Source organism: Negativicutes bacterium (assembly GCA_021372785.1).
Taxonomy (GTDB): domain Bacteria; phylum Bacillota; class JAAYKD01; order JAAYKD01; family JAAYKD01; genus JAJFTT01.
On record JAJFTT010000055.1, the window covers coordinates 1 to 18,437 of the forward strand.

Here is an 18,437-nt window from a genome sequence, read left to right on the forward strand (position 1 = left end):
GGAGAAAAGTATTACCGGGAACAAGCGGAGCTTTATACACAAAATAGTCTCGATGTTGTCTGCCGGATGCTGGCGGATGACGAAAAGGTGCATGCTCAACTGCTCAGCTACAAAATGAACCATTTACCGTACGAATCCCCGGATTCGCAGACCTTGAGCAAAGCCAAAAATATCTTCCAGGATATTGCAAAAATAAAAATCAAGGGTAAAGAAAACCCCAGTCAATTGGATTTTTACCGCATTGCACTGGACAAAGAAAAACAAAGTATTGATTTTTACACCGAACATGCCGCTGATCCGGAAGCCGGCATGGAAAAAGACCTTTTCGTTTATCTGATCAATCAGGAGAAACATCACTATGAGGTTTTGGAAGAACTTGCCGCCTTACTGAAACAGGCAGAAGACTGGGTCGAATCGGCTGAATTCGGTTTGAGAAAAGAGTACGATAATTAATCAAAAGGGCAGCTGAGAAACTATTTCTCAGCTGCCTTTTAATATGCTACATCAGTTCGGCTTCAATTGTATGGAAAATCTCATCGGCCTTTTTGATCCCTTTTTCCGTCAGATCATCCAATTCCGTTTTCATTTGGCTGACAAATTTCTGATCTTCGATCATGCCCAAATTGATCATGACATTGACCCGGCCTGCCAGCAATCCGGTCCGCAAAGCTTGAACGCCGCACGCCACATCACTGATCGCCAAGCGGGAACCTTTCACTGCCAATTCCTCCTGAAGGGTAATTCCCTCGTAACAAGTGCGAACGATCTGCATCGGCACCAGGCTGGCATGCTGTAAGGCATCCTGCAGGATCTTCTGTTTGGCAGCTTTCTCCTCTTCCGTAACCGCCTTGATGCCGTAAGCCTGTGACAATGGATAAAAAGCAACCGCGTCGTCGTCGATCATTTGCAGCAAACCTTGATACAATTCAGTCAGGCGTGTCAGCAGGCGCTGTAAATCCGCTTCATATTGAGCATACTTTTTTTTACCGGAGGTCAGATTGACGACCATACAACCCAAAGCGGAGCCCAAAGCCCCGATCAGCGCAGCTGCACCGCCGCCGCCCGGCACCGGTGCTTTGGATGCCAATTCCGCCACAAATTCATCGGTGCGTAATTCACGTAGATTCATCCGGAAACACTCCTCCCGCGTTTTTTGCTCAGAAAGATCGTTTTATTTCAGGGCCGTCTCACAAAGTGAAACAGCCCTGCGGTAAAACAATCGAATCGAGTTTAGAACAGCCCTCTGATTTTACCGTTTTCGTCAACGTCAATGGTTTCCGCAGCCGGAACTTTCGGCAAGCCGGGCATTCTCATAATATCGCCGGTAACGGCAACCACAAAGCCGGCGCCGGAGTTCAGCACGACATCGCGGACATTGATGGTGAATCCTTCTGGACGGCCGACTACTTTTGCATCATCGGTCAGGGAATATTGGGTTTTTGCCATACAAATAGGCAGATTTGCAAAGCCCATTTTGGTGATTTTGTTCAGTTCACGGTTGGCGGCAGCAGAGAATTCCACTTGACCGGCACCGTAAACTCTGGTCGCAATCGCATTGATTTTTTGTCTCAGCGTTTTGCTGTCTTCATAGCAGAATTGAAAATGACTCTCCAGATCGCAGAGGCGTACCACTTCATTGGCTAAATCTTTGCCGCCTTCGCCGCCCAAACTCCAAACGTCGCTCAAAACTACGTTGACCCCCAGTTCTTTACATTTCTCTTCCACCAGTTTAATTTCAGCCGGGGTGTCACTGTTGCGATGATTCAAGGCAACTACGGTGGGCATATGATAGATTTGAGTCATATTTTCTACATGTTTCAGCAAATTCGGTAACCCGGCTTCCACTGCGGCCAGATTTTCGATGCTGTAGTCTTCTTTCGCCACGCCGGCATTGTATTTCAAAGCCCGGATGGTAGCCACAATAACCACTGCGTTCGGTGTCAGACCGGCTTTGCGGCATTTGATGTCAAAGAACTTTTCCGCACCCAGGTCGGCGCCGAAGCCGGCTTCCGTCACCACATAATCGGCATAGTGCATCGCCATTTTAGTGGCGATGATGGAGTTGCAGCCATGCGCGATATTGGCAAAGGGACCACCGTGGATAAAAGCGGGAGTGCCTTCCAGGGTCTGAACCAAATTCGGCTTTAAAGCATCCTTCAGCAAAGCGGCCATGGCGCCGTGCGCTTTCAGATCGCGGGCGTAGATCGGTTCATTGTCCATGTTGTAGGCCACCATGATGTTGCCCATTTTTTCTCTTAAATCCATTAAATCGTTGGAAAGGCAGAACGCCGCCATGACTTCGGAAGCAACCGAAATATCAAAGCCGTCTTCTCTTGGGGTGCCGTTGCTTTTGCCGCCCAGACCGTCGACAATAAAACGCAGCTGACGATCGTTCATATCCATACAGCGGCGCCAGGTAATCCGGCGGGTATCGATTCCTAATTCATTGCCTTGGTAGATATGGTTGTCAATCATAGCAGCTAAAAGGTTGTTGGCAGCGGTAACCGCATGGAAATCACCGGTAAAATGTAAGTTGATATCTTCCATCGGAATAACTTGAGCATAACCACCGCCTGCGGCACCGCCCTTAACACCAAAGACAGGACCCAAAGAAGGTTCGCGCAGGGCTATGGCTGCCTTTTTACCGATTTTCTCCAATCCATCGCTTAAACCGATGCTGGTTGTGGTTTTACCTTCTCCTGCCGGTGTCGGATTGATGGCGGTGACTAAAATTAACTTTGCCTGCTTGCCGTCTTTCCGGGCTTCCTTCAGCAAATTATAGTCCACTTTCGCTTTATATTTCCCGTAAAGCTCAATATCGTCTTCACTTAATCCCAGCTTAGTGGCAATCTGACGAATATCTTGGGGTGTTGCTTCCTGTGCAATTTCGATATCAGATTTGAAATCCATGTTAAAACTCCTCCTTCAACTTTTACACGGCGATAAGCCGCAAACACTCATCAATTCGAGAAATGCCTTCTCTTCCCCTTTCTCGACGGTTCAGTAAGTTTATCAAAAATATTAAATGATTCTGTAGAAAAAACAGGAACACACTGAAAAAAACGAGTCATAGCGGATCATTTGCAAAAAGCAGCTATACTTCTCCGTTGCAGAGTATGGAAATCAGTAATACCGTCCGTTCCGCAATCGACCGGATCTCGATAAACTCATCGTCGCTGTGCGCACCGCCGCCGACCAGACCTAAGCCATCCAATGTGGGTACGCCAAGCGCTGCGGCGTAATTGCCATCACTGGCTTCGCCGATGGCTCCGTCTTTCAAGTTCAGGCCAATCGCAGCACCCAAGCGTTTGACCATACACATCAGCCTTTGCGTATCCGCGTTGCGCCTTAAAGAAGGACGAATGATCCCGCCGTTCACTTCTACCCGGCAATTGGTAAAAGGCTGACTGCGCAGGATGATCTCCTCGGTACGTCTTCCTTCTTCCGCATCGAGAAAGCGCAATTCGATCAAAGCAGTGGCATTGGCTGAAATGGTATTGACTGTATTGCCGCCCCAAATTTGGCCGACATTGACAATCACATCATCCTCCGGATGCGAGAGACTGTGCAGGCGCTGAATCTGAAAAGTCAGCTCCTGGATAGCGGAAGTGGTCGGCAGATAACGACCGGGGTGTCCGCCGGTGCCGGTAATCGTCATTTTATAACGGCCGGTGCCGTGCTGTTCTTTTTTCAGCTCTCCTGTTTCTCCTACCGCCGATTCCAGGACGTAAACCGCTTTGCTGTGTATCGCTTCTGTTTCGATATATTTTCTGGCGGTGGTGCCGCCGGCTTCCGCATCACTGCTGATGATGATACAGACCTGATATTTTGGTTCCAATGCATATCGCCGCATCAGTCTGACCGCCCAGAGCAGCTGCAAAATACCGCCTTTCATATCAAACACGCCGGGACCGTATACTCTGCCTTTTTCCACATGCAAAGCCCCGGCTTTTGTCTCTTCCTTCGGAAAGACAGTATCCATATGCGCTAAGACCAAAACTTGATCCTCGGCATGACCGAAGATTACTTTGATGTGATTGCCATATTTCGGATTGCAGGACGGAAGAATTTCGGTGTGACATCCCATTTGTTGGAATTGCAGGCATAACCAATTACCGAATCGATTGACCTCTTCCGGTGCATAGGTATAGGAATTCATGACAACCAGACTGGACAGCTCGGCAATAATCTCCTCTTCCTGTTCATGCATATACTGTAAAAGTGCTGATTCGTTTATCGTCTTCACCGTTTTCATCCTTTCTGTCTTCTGCACATCGCCAAGATTTCTGGCAGGGTTCCATCTCATCCCGTGCATAGTACATCATTTCGATTCTGCTTGACATAATTCCGTAATATCCCAAGGAAATCCTGCCTCCAATTTCCGATTTGGTCAATGATACAGTTCCCGACGAAAAGAGCTTTCGTTTGCCAAGCTTGCGACGTTCAGGAACAATAAAGCGGATAGAAAACTCTGGTTACGACCGGACCCTCCTCGTGAGCCAATTCTTGCTATGCTTGAACGGATATTTCTCCGCCTCCGGCTATTTTTCTCTCTAGGGATCCGGGTGATTGGGCTTTCCCCAGGAGATCGCCCATTGCGGCAGCGGCAGCTTTCGCTTCGCCTCCGCAAAGCTTTGCCATTCTTTTTCCTGCAGCAACAAGGAATTTGCTTGCGTCAAACAGAATTGATCAGCAAATAATACAAAAAAGGGGTGACAATATGATCCGAACGATCTTACCTTTGATACAAAATGAGTTTTCCGGTCAAAAATCTTTTCATCATGTGGCAGAGGTCAGTCAACATCATCGGATTCAGGCAAGTCCCGGCTATCGCGCCGCAGCACGTTATTGTCTGGAAGCATTCCGTTCGGCTGGCGTCAAAGCCGAGATTCTCTCCTATCCCGCCGACTACGAAACAACTTATTGGACGCAGTGTATGTTTGAAGAATGGGAATGCCGCAGAGCGACCCTTGATCTTTTAGGAGAATCGGCGATCCGTCTCTGTGATTTTTCAGCTGAAAAAATGTCCGTCATCCAGCGCAGCATTGCAACACCGGCCGCAGGTGTGGTCGCTCCGATTATTTGGTTGGAAAAGGGCGATGAAGAAGCGCTTTATCCCGAGATCGACTTTCACGGCGCGCTTGTTTTTTCCGACGGCGATTGGAATAAAATTCGCGCCTGGGCCGTAGAAAAGCGTGGTGCGCTGGGCTTGATCAGTGAACGCATGGTGGAATTCCCCCTTGTTCGCCATCGTTTTGATATTCCGGACGCAATCCTGTATACTTCTTTCTGGTGGACCGGTCACGAAAAACAATGTTTTGGTTTTGCGCTTTCACCCAAGCAAGGCGATTTGCTGAAAAAGCTCTGTCTGAAGCAAAAATCTGCCTATCTGGCCGGCAGCGTCTCCTCTCCTTATCTCAGCGCCAACGCTTTTGTCGATGCGAAACTCTATGCGGGTGCGATCGAAAATGTCAGCGCTTTCATCCCGGGCAGCAGCCGGGAAAAGATCATCTTAACGGCTCATCTTTGCCATCCGCAGGCCTCGGCCAACGACAATGCCTCCGGTGTCGGTGTACTGCTGGAAACCGCCCGCACGCTGCAGCATTTGATCGGAAGCGGCAAACTCAAGAAGCCCAAACGCGGCATTCGTTTTCTGTTGGTACCGGAAATGACCGGCACCTTCGCCTACCTGGCCCAAAACGAAGAACGCATCCCCAGGATATTAGCCGGCTTAAATCTGGATATGGTCGGGGAGAAACAGGAACTCTGCCAGGGACCTCTGGTAGTGGAATATCCGCCGCAGGCAGCGAAGTCGTTTGTCGGTGATCTGATGGCCAATGTGCTGGAGGCGGTAACCGAGGAAGCCAAAAATCTTTCCGGCGGCAGTAGTTATGCGCTCTTTAAATACGCGGTGACACCGTTTTCCGGCGGCAGCGACCATTATGTTCTCTCGGATCCCACGGTTGGCATACCCTCTCCGATGCTGATTCAATGGCCGGATAAATTCTATCACACCAGCGCCGATACCCTGGATAAAGTCGATCCGCAGATGCTCTACCGCGTAGGTTGTATGAGCGGGACGTACGCTTACCTGCTGGCGAATCTTACCGAACAGGATACCGATTGGATTTTGGCGCTCAGCCGTGCCAGTTATATTCAGCATATCGATCAGTTGCTGAAATTGGACCTGGCTGCGGCTGTGCAGCGAAACGCAGCGGAGAAGTTAGCGCTTTATCAGGACACCGCCGCCCAGATTCGCTATCAATGCGAATTGAAACAAGCTGAAATGGCAGATTTTCGGCGGTTTATCGGGAAAGGCAAACAAGCGTTTTTGCGCTCCTGCCGGCGGCAAAGCAAACTGATGCAGGATTATACTGATGCTGTGTTGAAAGAACAACGGATAGCTTTGGGCGTCCATTTGACTGAAGCGGAACCAGGAGCGGTCAGCGACGAAAAATCTGCCGCGGTGCCGGTGCGTCTCTTCCGCGGACCTTTCAATGCACGGGGAATGGTTGAGAAACAACCGGCGGAAATACAAGTGTTCTATCGTCAATTACTGGCAGAAGAACCCCTGCTGCAGCGCGGCGGCACCCAGCTGCTGTATTGGGCCGATGGAAGCCGCTCCGTCGCTGAAATCTGTCGTTTGACCCGTTTGGAAACAGGACTTGATTGCAGCAAAGCTGCCGGCCGCTATTTTGAAATCCTGGCTGCAATGAACCTGATTGCCTGGAAGCTATCCTAATTCACGATTCATAGACAGAAAGGAAGACCTCTCATGGGAACAATGATCGATGGCAAAGCCATTGCCGCCAGTATGCGTAAAGAGTTGACAGTGCAGATCGCCGCCTTAAAAGAACACAGGATCCAACCGAAACTGGCCGTTATTTTAGTCGGTGACGACGAGGCATCCGCAGCTTATTTACGCTCCAAAAAGAACGCCTGCATGAAGGCAGGGATTGAATTCGCCGATTATATCCTGCCGGCCACTACCGGTATGGCTGCCCTGCAGGAATTGATTGAGAATCTGAATCAGGACAGTGCCGTACATGGCATCATGCTGGAGCTGCCTTTACCCAAAGGCATGAACGCCAAAGAAGCCGTTACCTGGATCAAACCGGAAAAAGATGTGGACGGCGCTTCGCCGGTTTCCATGGGTTACCTGCTCAGCGGCCAGGACTGGCTCTTCCCGGCCACACCGCAGTCGGTCCTGGAGATAATCCACCAATGCGGGGTTGACTTGCTGCAGCCGCATATCGTCATGGTTGGCTACGGCGCAACCGTCGGCAAACCGTTGGTTCCCCTGCTTTTAAGAGAATTACCCACCCTGACCGTCTGCCGTTCCAAAACCAAAGATGTCAAAGCCATTACCCTGCAGGCAGACATTTTAATTGCCGCTACCGGAAAACCCAATTTGATTCGCGGCGATATGATCAAACCCGGTGCCGTCGTGATCGACGCCGGAATCAGTCAAATCGGTGATCATCTGGTCGGCGATGTCAACTATGACGAAGCGATACAAGTCGCTGCGCAAGTCACACCGGTGCCGGGCGGCGTTGGTTCTCTCACCACGGCAATTCTGATGGCCAATGTGCTGAAAGCCATGAAAATTCAAGGAGTAATCTGATAGTTTGCCGGCTTTCCGCAAAAACTATTGACAGCGGCAATTGAATAAAATATAATAATCGGGCTGTAACTTTTTATGGATTCTCATAAAATTGCAGCTCGATTTCTATCATAAGCTGACAGGAGAAATGCGAGATGGAAGAAATACAACTTCCTTTTTTGCAGGCGATTCAGCGGCAGCAAGCTACCGGCAGAATTGCTTTGCACATGCCCGGCCACAAGCAAGGTCGCAGCATCATCCCGGCTCTGCAGCCCATTTTAGGAACTGCAGCCGCCTATGACTACACCGAACTTCCCTTTACCGATGATTTGTCTCAACCCGTTGGCGCGTTGAAAGAGAGTCAGGAACTATTGGCCAAGCTCTACGGAGCCGACACCAGTTTTTATCTGATCAACGGTACCAGCGGCGGTATCACGGCCACCATTTTTTCTTTGTCTGCTGCCGGACAAAAAGTGCTGCTGATGCGCAACAGTCACCGTTCCGTCAGTCAGGGTCTGATTCTCAGCGGCGCCACCCCGGTCTATATGCCCACAACATGGGATAAGACAACCGGCGTCGCCTTGCCTCCTACCGTTGACGATCTGCGGCATGCCCTGGAAATGCATCCGGATATCAAATTGGTGATTCTGACTTCACCCAGTTTTCACGGTATTTCCGGTTATTTGCAAGAGCAAATCGATCTGGTTCACTCCTATGACATCCCTGTCATGGTGGACGAAGCGCACGGCGTGCACACTCACTTTTCCAGCCTGCTGCCCAAAGATGCCCTTGAATGCGGTGCTGATGTGGTCATTCAAAGCACGCATAAAACCCTGAGCGGTTTTACACAAGGCTCCTGGATGCATCTGAAAGGCAACCGCATCGCTCCGGCCCGGATTCAGGCCGCCCTGCGCATTTTGCAAACCACCAGTCCCTCCTATATTCTCCTGCTCAGTCTGGAAGCAGCCAGTGCGCAAATGGCGACAGACGGGCCGGCAAAGCTGACCCGGATGCTGGAATTAACGGCGCACATGAAAGAAAAACTGAATCGTGAAACACCTTTACGCTTTCTGGAATTGGATGAATTGCCTTTACAGAATGCCGCCGGTCAGGACATCAGCAAACTCTATCTGCGTACATCTCTCTACGGTTTGTATGGATTCCAGGCGGCCAATATGCTGCGATTGCACGGTTTGGAACCGGAATTGGCAGACAGCGGCGGCGTTCTCCTGATGCTGACTCTGGCCGATGAAGAAGAACATTTTCAAAGCATTGAGTGCTGCCTGCGTTCTTTCGCCGCTTCGCTCGACACAACAGCCGAGCCGCTTCCCCTCTTGACCGATGCTCCCTGGGCTGCCATGCAGCCAAATATTGCTCTGACCCCCAGAGAAGCTTGGTATGCCAAAAATGAGCTTTGCCCCTTCAATCAATCGGTGGGACGGATCTGCGGAGAAACCATCACAGTCTATCCGCCCGGCGTACCGGTCCTCTTGCCGGGAGAAGTGATCGACGTGGAAATTTTGGAATATCTGCAGGAAGTAAAAAAAGCCGGCGGCAATATTGTCTGTGATGATCACACCTTAACCGCTCTGACCGTCATCATGCAATAGAAAAACAAAGCTCTGCCTTTAGGCTGACAGATAAAAAAGTCCGGAGAACCCTTGCGGCAGCGCCTTACCTGAGCGGCAGCCTTTTCGGGTATCTTCGGACTTTTTTTACGTTCGTTTCTTCGTTTCCGAGATCGCTTTCTGCGTGTTTTGCTTATCTTCTTCGGTTACGCGACAGCAGCAATAAGCGCAGCAACTGCATGATGGCGGTGAAAGCAGCGGCTACATAAGTCAGAGCAGCGGCATTCAGCACTTCGTCTACACCGCTTTGTTCATGCGCATCGACCAAACCCTGTTCCCTTAACATCATTTTGGCACGGCCGGAAGCATTGAATTCGACGGGCAGAGTAACCAACTGAAACAATACGGCAAAAGCAAACAGCAGGATCCCGATACTGACCAAAGCATCAAAGCTGAACAACAGACCAATGATCAGAAGTGGAAAGGCGGCATTGGAGCCAAAACGGGCCAAAGGGAAAACAGCTGTGCGCGCAGCAAGAAACGCATAGCCCTGCGCATGCTGCAGAGCATGACCTGTTTCATGCGCAGCGACACTCAAAGCAGCGACGCTGGAACTGCCGTAGATTTCCGGTGAAAGCCGTATCACCTTTTTACCCGGGTCATATTGATCTCCCATTTCATCATTGATCCGTTCGACAGCGACGTCAGTCAGTCCATTCGCATCCAGCAGGCGCCGCGCTGTCTGTGCACCGCTGAGGCCGGAAGCGGACCGCACCATTTTCCAACGTTTCAAGGCGTTACTGACCCGGGCCTGCGCCCACATCGCAATCAGCATGGCAGGAATTAGCAGCAGAAATGTTGAATCATACCACATATCTATTCGTCCTTTCTCATTTCCTCGATAGAGGGAAACCGCGCTGCCGTCAGAGGCAGCTCGCTAATTTCTCTTGATTTCTAATTATAGATGTTTTCTTTTCATATGTATGACAAGGGCTCAACAAGATTATGAATATATTATGACAGTTCCATTGGCAAATAGAAAGGAAGTTTTATTATGATTCCCTCCGGTATTGTTACAAAACGGGACGGTCTCTATGCCGAAGTCCATTTAGTCCGTCAATCGGCCTGTCAAAACTGCCGTGCCTGTTCTTTAGGGACCAGCGAAAACGCTGAAATGCAAATCCGGGCACTGAATCAGTCCGATGCTCAGGTTGGCGACCGGGTCGAGATTAATTTCAGCGGTCAAATCGGTTCCAAAGCAGCCCTGCTGACCTATGCTGTTCCTCTGGTTTCTTTGTTTGCCGGTTATCTGCTTTTGGCTTGGCTTACCAGAACGCTGCCTTTTGAAACATCACAGGCGATCGCAGGCATCGGCTGTATTATTCTGGCTTTTCTATCCTTTTTCCTGCTGAAATTTTTGGAACCCAAATTACGCCAACAAAAATCATTGATCCCGATCATTACGCAAGTACTGACGGCGGCTGATGAAAAACAGGAGTGTTAAGGTCATGCAGCTGACAGCAGAATTTGAGACAGTCCATCTGGATGCGGCCAACTCCTGCATTATCACCATCGATCAGACCAAATTGCCCAACCAACTTACGCTGCTGCGGCTGAAAAGCGCGCAGGAAGTTTGGCAGGCGATCCGTCAGCTGCAGGTGCGCGGCGCTCCTGCCATTGGGATCACAGCCGCCTACGGGCTTTATCTGGCAGCCGCCGCCAGCAAAGCCGAACACTTTTCGGATTTTTATGCGGAATTTCAGAAAACCAAAAACTATCTCGCCACAGCGCGCCCGACGGCTGTCAATCTATGCTGGGCCCTGGATCGGATGGAAGCGACACTCCTGCAGCATCAGGGAAAATCCCTCGCTCAGCTCAAACAGCAACTGCTGCTGCAAGCCGAATCCATCCAGCAGGAGGACATCCAAATCTGCCGCCGCATCGGTGAATATGGCTTAACTTGTTTACAGAACGGGTTCGGTCTGCTGACTCATTGCAACGCAGGACGATTGGCTGCCGTTAAATATGGTACCGCTCTGGCTCCGATCTATCTGGGTTGGGAGCAGGGTTATCGTTTCCGCGTCTTTGCGGATGAAACCAGGCCGCTTTTACAGGGAGCCCGCCTGACCGCCTATGAACTGCAGGCAGCCGGCATATCACCGACCCTGATTTGTGATAACATGGTCTCCTCTGTGATGCAAAAAGGCTGGATCCAAGCGGTTTTGGTCGGAGCTGACCGGATTGCCGCCAATGGCGATACGGCGAACAAAATCGGCACCGCCGGCATCAGCATTTTAGCTCGCTATTACCAAATTCCTTTCTATGTCTGCGCGCCGCTTTCTACTTTTGACCGGACGGCGGCCAGCGGTAAAGAAATTCGCATTGAAGAACGCGCTGCGGAAGAAGTGACGGAAATGTGGTATGCAAAGCGGATGGCGCCGCCGGGGATCGATGTCTATAATCCTGCTTTTGATCTGACCGAACAGCAAAATATCACAGCAATCATTACCGAACAGGGCATTGCCAGACCGCCTTTCAGCGCTTCGATCGCCGCTCTCTTCCAACAAAACCAGAAAGAGGCAGCAAAATGGTAAGCAGAACTGATTTTTGTCAGCAAATCGTCACCGCCGGTCGGCGTATGCTGCAGAGCAATCTGACCGTAGAAACCTGGGGTAATCTCAGCTTGCGTGATCCGGAAACCGGATTCATTTATATTACCCCCAGCGCGATGGCCTATGATACGATTCAAGCCTCGGATGTGGTGGTCTGTGATGCCAGCGGCACTCTCGTGGACGGCCGGCGCAAGCCGACCATGGAAAAAGAACTGCATCTGGCTGTCTATCGGGCCCGTCCGGAAATCAATGCCATTCTGCATACGCATCCGCTCTATTCCATGGTATTTGCCGTATTGGCCGAACCAATCCCTCTGATCTTAGAGGAAGCGGCGCAGGTGCTCGGTGCCGCGGTAGAGGTGACAGCCTACGCCCTGCCGGGCAGCGCCGAACTGGCTGCCTACTGTGCAGCCGCATTGGGCCGGCAAGCCAATGCCTGCCTGCTGCGCGCGCACGGTGCCGTCTGTATCGGTGAAACTCTTGAGCAAGCATTCCGGGCAGCCACCGTATTGGAAATGACAGCTCAGGTTTATTATATGGCCCGCTCTATCGGTCAGCCGCAGGCGCTCCCCGCCGGCGCCGTGCAGGCCATGCAGGAGTATGTCCGCCAGCATTATGGTCAGGATAAACCATTGTAAGAAAAGGTTTATGTAAGCGCGCTTTTCGCCTTGCATAAACCTTTTTTTATTTTCCCTGCCTGATCTCTAAATTTCCTCAGCTGCCTGCTTGAGATCCTCCAGCAGCGCCGTTGCCTGCCGCCAATCATCCAATTTGCAGCCGCTGGCTAATTTGTGACCTCCGCCGCCATATTTCAGGGCGATGGTATTGACAACCGGTCCGATCGAACGCAGTTCCACGTAAATTTTCTGTTCTTCGGCCCGTTCCACCAGCAAAGCCCAGACCTTCACTCCGATAATCCCCATCATACTGTTGACTTTTCCGCGCACCTCATCAAAACACCAGCCATGCTCCTGCAAATCCGTCTGACTGATACAGATGTAAACCATACCCTGCACGGGCCGCAGAAAGTTCAATTTAATATAACCGTCAATCTGGACTTCGTTCCAGGTATAGCGATATACCAAATTGCCGATATCGAAAGGAGACAGATCGCCGGGCGCCACCAGCTGGCCGACATGGTTAAAGACACGTGCGGCTTGTGCTTTATGGACAAATTGAAAACGGCCGGTATCGGTCAGTATACCGCAGTAGAAGAAGAGGCGTGCCTTCTTGGATAACCGCAGCAGCGGGTAGGCCGCTTTTCCTTGCAGATAGAGATCGATCATCATCTCCGCCGTCGCTGCATAGGCGGAATCCACCCAGGAAAGATCGCCGAAGGGCTGAAAATCCTCATGATGGTCGATCTTGATCAAAAAATCCGCATACTGCCAGTTGGCATTGTCGATGCGTTCCTTGTTATTGCAATCACAGACGATCACAAGCGCCCCCTGCCAGGTTTCGGCTGGCAAGGTTTCACTCTCAGGTACCAGCAAAAAGCGAGCGTCGGTTTCCCCTACGACATGAACTTTCTTATCCGGCCAGGCGGAGAGGATCAGTTCCCGTAATCCAAAGCTGCTGCCTAAGGCATCGTAATCCTGTATGACATGGCGGTGAATGATGATGGTCTGATAAGCGGCAATCGTTTGCCAGATTTTTAAGGCAAGTTGGTTTGCCATTTGACAACCCCGTTTCCTTACAAAATAAGCCAGATTCTAGCCTTTCAGGCCACCGCGGGCAATCCCATCGATGATTTTCTTGCGGGCAATCAAATAAAGCAGAATCATCGGTCCGACAGTGAACACGGAGGCAGCCATCATCAGCGGGAAATCGCTGCCCGCTTCCGATTGAAAAGCAACTAAGCCATAAGAAATGACCCGCATCCGGCTGGTGTTGGTTACCAATAAAGGCCACATAAAAGAGTTCCAGGAAGCAATCACCTTTAAAATAGCGATCGTTATAATCATCGGTTTGGAAATCGGCAGTAAAATCTTCAGAAAATAACTAAAATCAGTGCAGCCGTCTACCTTGGCAGCCAGGTAAAGCTGTTTTGGTACCGCTTCAAATGACTGCCGCAAGAGATAAATATAAAATACGCTGGCTACATAAGGCAGGAACAAGACATGGTAGGTATCAAACCAATTCAAAGCCGCGACCGTTCGGAAATTCGTGATGATCAGCGCCTCACTGGGGACCATCATCGTGGCTAAAAAGAAGAGAAATAAGGTTTCTTTGCCTCTAAACTCATAATGAGCAAACGCGAAAGCCGCACAGGTCATGACGATCAGGCTGACGGATAAATCCATAATCACCACGATGACCGAATTACGGAAATACAAACCAAAAGGCGCTGCCTCCAGCAGTCTGCTGAAATTCTCCCAATGCAGTTCAGTAGGCCATAATTCCGGCGGCCAGGTGATGGCGGCGGCGGAATCGCGCAAGGCGGTGATTGCCATCCAATAAAAGGGGAACAGCGTAATCACGGCAAAAAGCCCCAGAATCGCATAAGCTAATGTTTTGGCTGTGACTTGTTTGAGTGTAGATTTTAGTTTATTCATGACGCTCTCCTCTCCTATGCCGCATTGTAATCTGTTTTAGCCGACAACCAGCGGGAAAAAACGGTCAGGACCAAAATGATCACCAGCAAAACAATGGCGGCAGCAGAAGCCAGAGAATAATCCTGATAAACCCATAACTGATCAAAAATATAGAACACCATGGTATTGGCCTGATAGACCCGTGCATAGCTGCCGATCAAGGCATAAACTTCGGTAAAAACTTTAAAAGCGTTGATCAGTCCGATCGTAAAGACATAAGAAAGGATCGGTGACAGGAGCGGGAGCGTGATTTGAAAAAATGTGGTGGTTGTATTGGCTCCGTCGATTTTGGCAGCCTTATAATACTGTGGATCGATCGATAACATACCGGTCGTCAAGATCAGAATATTAAAAGCCAGCGAGCGCCAGACACCAAAAATAATCACAGCGTACATTGCATACTGCGGATCTTTGATCCAGGGAATACTGGCTATGCCGAACAGATGGTTGAGAATCATATTGATTAAACCGTAATCGGCATTGAACAGATAGCCCCAGGTAAAGGCGACGGCGACGGCAGAAGTGACATAGGGCAGAAAATAAACCGTCTGAAAGAAAACACGCAGGCGGCTAACTGAGGTCAGCAATGCGGAAATCAACAGCGAAATCGCAATCGAAACCGGGACGGTCACCACCGTATAGAGCAGTGTGTTTTTCACCGAACTGATAAAGCTGGTATCATGAAACAGCCATTGGTAAGTTTTTAATGACAATTCATAATGCTCCGGATTGGGCAGACGATTGAAACTCTGAATCAAGGCATCAACCAGCGGATAAAACGTAAAAACAGATAAAATAAGCGTTGCGGGCAATAAATAAGGCAGGGCTTTGCGAAATCCGTTTTTTTGCATCGCTATATCCTCGCTAAGGCTAATCCGGTTTCGCTGTCGAACAAGTAAACTTTCCCCGGGGCAAAATCAACCACGATGTCCGATTCATCTTCGATGATCGTATCAATACTGGTGACCATAGCCACTGCCACGCCATTTTCCAGTTCTACCCGGCACATGCGTTCTCTGCCCAATAATTCGACATTGGTGACATGACCTTTGAGACCTTGTTCGGCCAGACGAATCGACTCTGCCCGGACGCCGACAGCCACCTTACCAGACTGACCGGAATGACTGGCTATCCGATACTGATCGACCCAGACCCCGTTATTTTCAAAACGCCCTTCAAAGAAATTCATGGTTGGCGAACCGATAAAACCTGCCACAAAGATGTTGGAAGGTTTCTCATAGACATCCTGCGGCTGTCCTTGCTGACGGAAAGAACCCGCCTCCATGATCACAATTTCATCGGAAATCGTCATCGCCTCTTCCTGATCATGAGTCACAAAAATAGTTGTAATCCCGGTTGCTTTTTGAATTCGTTTGATTTCTTCGCGCGTGCTGTGCCGCAGTTTCGCATCCAGATTCGATAAGGGCTCGTCCAGCAATAAAATCTTTGGATTTTTAGCCAGAGCGCGGGCGATGGCTACCCGCTGCTGCTGACCACCGGAAAGCTGAGCCGGTTTGCGGTCCAGCAGTTCACCGATCTGCACGACTTTCGCTACTTCATTCACCCGTGCTTCAATTGCTTCCTTACTCCATTTGGCGTTTTTCAAAGGGAAAGAAATATTACCCGCTACCGTCATGTGCGGATATAAGGCATAGTTTTGAAATACTAAACCGATGCCTCTTTCCTGTGTATCTTGATTGGTAACATCGTCGTCGCCAAAATAGATCTTTCCTTCCGTTAATTCCTGCAAGCCGGCAATCGCAAACAAGGTGGTTGATTTACCACAGCCGGATGGTCCCAGCAAGCAGATCAATTTTCCCTCGGGGATTTCCAAATTCACATGATTCACAGCCAAAACTTCATTTTTGGGATTTTTTCTGTCTTTAAACCGGACTGTAACATTTTCTAGCCTTATGCGCACCGCCATATCGCTCCTTCTTGTGAATCCCTTTTTTATCTGTTCGATCATGCAACAGGTTCTTTTGTTGCAAAATCATGTCCTCTTTCTATTATACTTTGCCGGGGCGGATTCCTTCCGCTGCCTTGCGGAAAGTTTGCTGCCGCCTCGCCAACTCCTCTCTCCTGGCCGCTCTCTTTTTCGCTGCTGCCGCTGGCACTTTTTCAAAAAGAACCTGTTCCGTTATCAAAACGGAACAGGTTCTTTCTTTTTTCAGACAGTTTCGCCAATTCGGAAGTTTATCTGCCGGTTAGAATACTCTGCACTTCGGTATTCAACGTGGTGTAGAAAGTCTGGAAATCGGTATAGGTACCTGCCACAATTTTATTCATCTGTTCGTCAACTTTATCGCGAATGACATTGGAGTTGGTGAAAGCAGGGGTATAGTAGGTTTCATAGGTTTTAAATTGAGTCAAGACGGCATTGACAGCCATGGAAACTTTTGCGTTTTTCAAATCCAGCGCTTTGCCCGTCGCATCTTTTCCGGCTAAAAAATCAGAAAATGTCTTGTTGGTAGAAGCGCTCTTGCGTACAGGCAGGTAACCGCTGGCCATAGAGAATTTTGCTGTGTTGGCGGGATTGGTCAGGAAAAGCAGGAATTTAGCAGCCGCTTTTTCCTTATCCTCACCCTTCTTTGCAATGGACATACCGGCGCCCTGCTGGATCACTGCCGCTTTGCCGCCGGTCCAGACAGGATAAGACAGGCAATTCAATACATCTTCGGCAGCTTGTGCCTTATCGGTTTTGGGATTTAAGAAGGTAGTACCGGAATTGGAACCAACGTAGCAAACGGCAGTGCCGTCATTCATGAAATCGGAGTTGTATTTTTTATTGGCGTCTTTTGTGACTAACCAGCCGTTGGCAATGCCGTCAGCAACAAAATTATAAATCTTCTGTTCGGCTGCTTCGTTGGAGGTGAATTTACCCGGTGTAACAAATTCAACGCCTTGCTGATAGCCGCTCAAATAGAAGAAATTGGCCATGGAGTCGATACCAAAGAATGCCTTACCGGTTTTTGCGGTGTAAGCTTTGCCGGCTTTGGCAATGCCTTCCCAATTTGTCAGATCTTCATCGGTGCAGCCAATTTCCCCTTTGATGTTATCCCACAGGGTTCTGTTCAAGAATAGCAGTTCGCTGGATTTGGCAACCGGCATTAAACGGAAGGCGCCGCCTTCAAACTGTGAGCCTTCTGCAATGAATCCCTCATAATAATCGGCCAGGTCTTCTTTGGATACATAGCTTCCCATATCGGCAATGAAACCTTTGGAATGCAAAGTAGCGGTAATATCCGGATAACCATGGATAATGTCAGGTAAATTCGCTATACCGGCTTCGGCCGCAGTCTGAACCTTCTTCTGCAGATCTGCAGTGGTGCCCTGGTTTTCAGCAGTCACAGTGATCTTATTGTCTTTTCCGACGGTAGCATTGAAATCGGCCACAATTGCATCCAGGGCTTCTTTTTGGGCCCCGTTGAAATAATGCCAGACGGTAAGAGCCACAGGTTTCACTTCCGGAGCCTTGGGTGCACAGCCAGCCGACAAAACCATCATCGCAACCAGCAGCACAGCCAAAAGTTTTTTGCGCATCATGAATACCCTCCTTCAAATTTGGATAGTTTCATTCTACCGCATCTTCACAAAAAAGACAAGAGTATTTTTCAAATATGTCATACATTTTCTTGCCGCATCCGACGGATCCTGATTACTTTTTCAGCCAGGAATCCTTCAAACCAACAATCCGGTTGAAGACCAAATCGCCTTTGGCAAAATCCGTATGATCCACATAGAAATAACCCTGACGTAAAAACTGAAAGCGCTCGCCGCCTTTGGCTTCCGCCAGACGAGGTTCGACTTTGCAGTTGTTCAGCACCTTCAGAGAAGCCGGATTGATAAAAGCAGTGAAATCCTGACCTTCTTCCGTGTCTTCCGGATTGTCGCGGGTAAACAAAGTATCATAGAGACGCACCTTGACGGTCCGGCAATGGCGGGCAGAGACCCAATGCGAAGTGCCCTTTACCTTGCGGCCGGCAGTTAACCCGCCGCTCTTGCTGTCGGGATCATAGCTGCAGCGCAGCTCGATGATTTCACCTTGTTCATTCTTGAT

17 protein-coding genes are annotated in these 18,437 nt (G+C 49.7%); 7 read left to right on the forward strand and 10 right to left on the reverse strand.

Annotation, left to right across the window (positions count from 1 at the left end; genetic code table 11):
- Positions 1–453: ferritin family protein (locus tag LLG09_07360; GenBank protein ID MCE5196928.1), on the forward strand; the 453-nt coding region annotated here is incomplete at its 5' end.
- Between the two features lie 46 nt (positions 454–499).
- On the opposite strand, the gene LLG09_07365 is transcribed toward LLG09_07360, so the two are convergent.
- From LLG09_07365 to LLG09_07375, 3 genes are all read right to left on the reverse strand, one after another.
- Complete coding sequence (locus LLG09_07365) at positions 500–1,129, reverse strand: cyclodeaminase/cyclohydrolase family protein (protein MCE5196929.1); 630 nt, start codon at positions 1,127–1,129, stop codon at positions 500–502.
- A 101-nt stretch (positions 1,130–1,230) separates the two neighbouring features.
- Positions 1,231–2,910: a formate--tetrahydrofolate ligase gene (locus tag LLG09_07370; protein MCE5196930.1), complete on the reverse strand. Its 1,680-nt coding sequence runs from the start codon at positions 2,908–2,910 to the stop codon at positions 1,231–1,233.
- A gap of 184 nt (positions 2,911–3,094) precedes the next feature.
- Entirely contained in the window at positions 3,095–4,255 is a 1,161-nt protein-coding gene (locus LLG09_07375; protein ID MCE5196931.1) for a M20/M25/M40 family metallo-hydrolase, read from the reverse strand.
- Between the two features lie 465 nt (positions 4,256–4,720).
- On the opposite strand from LLG09_07375, the gene LLG09_07380 reads away from it, so the two are divergent.
- The 3 genes from LLG09_07380 to LLG09_07390 all read left to right on the forward strand — a co-directional run bounded on the left by LLG09_07380 (position 4,721) and on the right by LLG09_07390 (position 9,213).
- Positions 4,721–6,742, forward strand: a complete 2,022-nt coding sequence (locus LLG09_07380; GenBank protein MCE5196932.1) for a DUF4910 domain-containing protein — start codon at positions 4,721–4,723, stop codon at positions 6,740–6,742.
- A 33-nt stretch (positions 6,743–6,775) separates the two neighbouring features.
- Positions 6,776–7,624: a bifunctional 5,10-methylene-tetrahydrofolate dehydrogenase/5,10-methylene-tetrahydrofolate cyclohydrolase gene (locus LLG09_07385; protein ID MCE5196933.1), complete on the forward strand. Its 849-nt coding sequence runs from the start codon at positions 6,776–6,778 to the stop codon at positions 7,622–7,624.
- Between the two features lie 134 nt (positions 7,625–7,758).
- Complete coding sequence (locus tag LLG09_07390; protein MCE5196934.1) at positions 7,759–9,213, forward strand: aminotransferase class I/II-fold pyridoxal phosphate-dependent enzyme; 1,455 nt, start codon at positions 7,759–7,761, stop codon at positions 9,211–9,213.
- A gap of 151 nt (positions 9,214–9,364) precedes the next feature.
- On the opposite strand, the gene LLG09_07395 is transcribed toward LLG09_07390, so the two are convergent.
- Positions 9,365–10,045: a zinc metallopeptidase gene (locus LLG09_07395; protein ID MCE5196935.1), complete on the reverse strand. Its 681-nt coding sequence runs from the start codon at positions 10,043–10,045 to the stop codon at positions 9,365–9,367.
- Between the two features lie 180 nt (positions 10,046–10,225).
- On the opposite strand from LLG09_07395, the gene LLG09_07400 reads away from it, so the two are divergent.
- From LLG09_07400 to LLG09_07410, 3 genes are read left to right on the forward strand one after another with little or no spacing between them, the layout of a single operon-like run.
- The gene (locus LLG09_07400) at positions 10,226–10,675 is read left to right on the forward strand and encodes a SoxR reducing system RseC family protein (protein ID MCE5196936.1); all 450 of its coding nucleotides are present in this window, start codon (positions 10,226–10,228) and stop codon (positions 10,673–10,675) included.
- A 4-nt stretch (positions 10,676–10,679) separates the two neighbouring features.
- Positions 10,680–11,765: an S-methyl-5-thioribose-1-phosphate isomerase gene (gene mtnA / locus LLG09_07405; GenBank protein MCE5196937.1), complete on the forward strand. Its 1,086-nt coding sequence runs from the start codon at positions 10,680–10,682 to the stop codon at positions 11,763–11,765.
- Complete coding sequence (locus LLG09_07410; GenBank protein ID MCE5196938.1) at positions 11,759–12,421, forward strand: class II aldolase/adducin family protein; 663 nt, start codon at positions 11,759–11,761, stop codon at positions 12,419–12,421. Before mtnA ends, LLG09_07410 begins: the two co-directional genes overlap by 7 nt.
- 66 nt (positions 12,422–12,487) lie before the next feature.
- Here the strand turns inward: LLG09_07410 and LLG09_07415 are convergent, their stop codons facing one another.
- From LLG09_07415 to LLG09_07440, 6 genes are all read right to left on the reverse strand, one after another.
- The gene (locus tag LLG09_07415; protein ID MCE5196939.1) at positions 12,488–13,459 is read right to left on the reverse strand and encodes a bifunctional oligoribonuclease/PAP phosphatase NrnA; all 972 of its coding nucleotides are present in this window, start codon (positions 13,457–13,459) and stop codon (positions 12,488–12,490) included.
- Between the two features lie 36 nt (positions 13,460–13,495).
- Positions 13,496–14,338 carry a carbohydrate ABC transporter permease gene (locus LLG09_07420; protein MCE5196940.1) on the reverse strand — a complete coding sequence of 281 codons (843 nt, stop codon included), beginning with the start codon at positions 14,336–14,338 and terminating at the stop codon, positions 13,496–13,498.
- Between the two features lie 14 nt (positions 14,339–14,352).
- Complete coding sequence (locus tag LLG09_07425; GenBank protein ID MCE5196941.1) at positions 14,353–15,228, reverse strand: sugar ABC transporter permease; 876 nt, start codon at positions 15,226–15,228, stop codon at positions 14,353–14,355.
- Between the two features lie 2 nt (positions 15,229–15,230).
- Positions 15,231–16,226 (reverse strand): ABC transporter ATP-binding protein, encoded by a 996-nt coding sequence (locus LLG09_07430; protein ID MCE5196942.1) that lies wholly within the window; start codon positions 16,224–16,226, stop codon positions 15,231–15,233.
- Positions 16,227–16,573: 347 nt separating this feature from the next.
- Positions 16,574–17,923: an extracellular solute-binding protein gene (locus LLG09_07435; protein MCE5196943.1), complete on the reverse strand. Its 1,350-nt coding sequence runs from the start codon at positions 17,921–17,923 to the stop codon at positions 16,574–16,576.
- A gap of 112 nt (positions 17,924–18,035) precedes the next feature.
- Positions 18,036–18,437: glutamine--tRNA ligase (locus LLG09_07440; protein MCE5196944.1), on the reverse strand; the 402-nt coding region annotated here is incomplete at its 5' end.

Bases quoted from the DNA above. Each gene is read 5' to 3' on its own strand.
- LLG09_07365 (MCE5196929.1), bottom strand. From the start codon at position 1,129: ATGAATCTACGTGAATTACGCACCGATGAATTTGTGGCGGAATTGGCA.
- LLG09_07370 (MCE5196930.1), bottom strand. From the start codon at position 2,910: ATGGATTTCAAATCTGATATCGAAATTGCACAGGAAGCAACACCCCAA.
- LLG09_07375 (MCE5196931.1), bottom strand. From the start codon at position 4,255: ATGAAAACGGTGAAGACGATAAACGAATCAGCACTTTTACAGTATATG.
- LLG09_07380 (MCE5196932.1), top strand. From the start codon at position 4,721: ATGATCCGAACGATCTTACCTTTGATACAAAATGAGTTTTCCGGTCAA.
- LLG09_07385 (MCE5196933.1), top strand. From the start codon at position 6,776: ATGGGAACAATGATCGATGGCAAAGCCATTGCCGCCAGTATGCGTAAA.
- LLG09_07390 (MCE5196934.1), top strand. From the start codon at position 7,759: ATGGAAGAAATACAACTTCCTTTTTTGCAGGCGATTCAGCGGCAGCAA.
- LLG09_07395 (MCE5196935.1), bottom strand. From the start codon at position 10,045: ATGTGGTATGATTCAACATTTCTGCTGCTAATTCCTGCCATGCTGATT.
- LLG09_07400 (MCE5196936.1), top strand. From the start codon at position 10,226: ATGATTCCCTCCGGTATTGTTACAAAACGGGACGGTCTCTATGCCGAA.
- mtnA (MCE5196937.1), top strand. From the start codon at position 10,680: ATGCAGCTGACAGCAGAATTTGAGACAGTCCATCTGGATGCGGCCAAC.
- LLG09_07410 (MCE5196938.1), top strand. From the start codon at position 11,759: ATGGTAAGCAGAACTGATTTTTGTCAGCAAATCGTCACCGCCGGTCGG.
- LLG09_07415 (MCE5196939.1), bottom strand. From the start codon at position 13,459: ATGGCAAACCAACTTGCCTTAAAAATCTGGCAAACGATTGCCGCTTAT.
- LLG09_07420 (MCE5196940.1), bottom strand. From the start codon at position 14,338: ATGAATAAACTAAAATCTACACTCAAACAAGTCACAGCCAAAACATTA.
- LLG09_07425 (MCE5196941.1), bottom strand. From the start codon at position 15,228: ATGCAAAAAAACGGATTTCGCAAAGCCCTGCCTTATTTATTGCCCGCA.
- LLG09_07435 (MCE5196943.1), bottom strand. From the start codon at position 17,923: ATGATGCGCAAAAAACTTTTGGCTGTGCTGCTGGTTGCGATGATGGTT.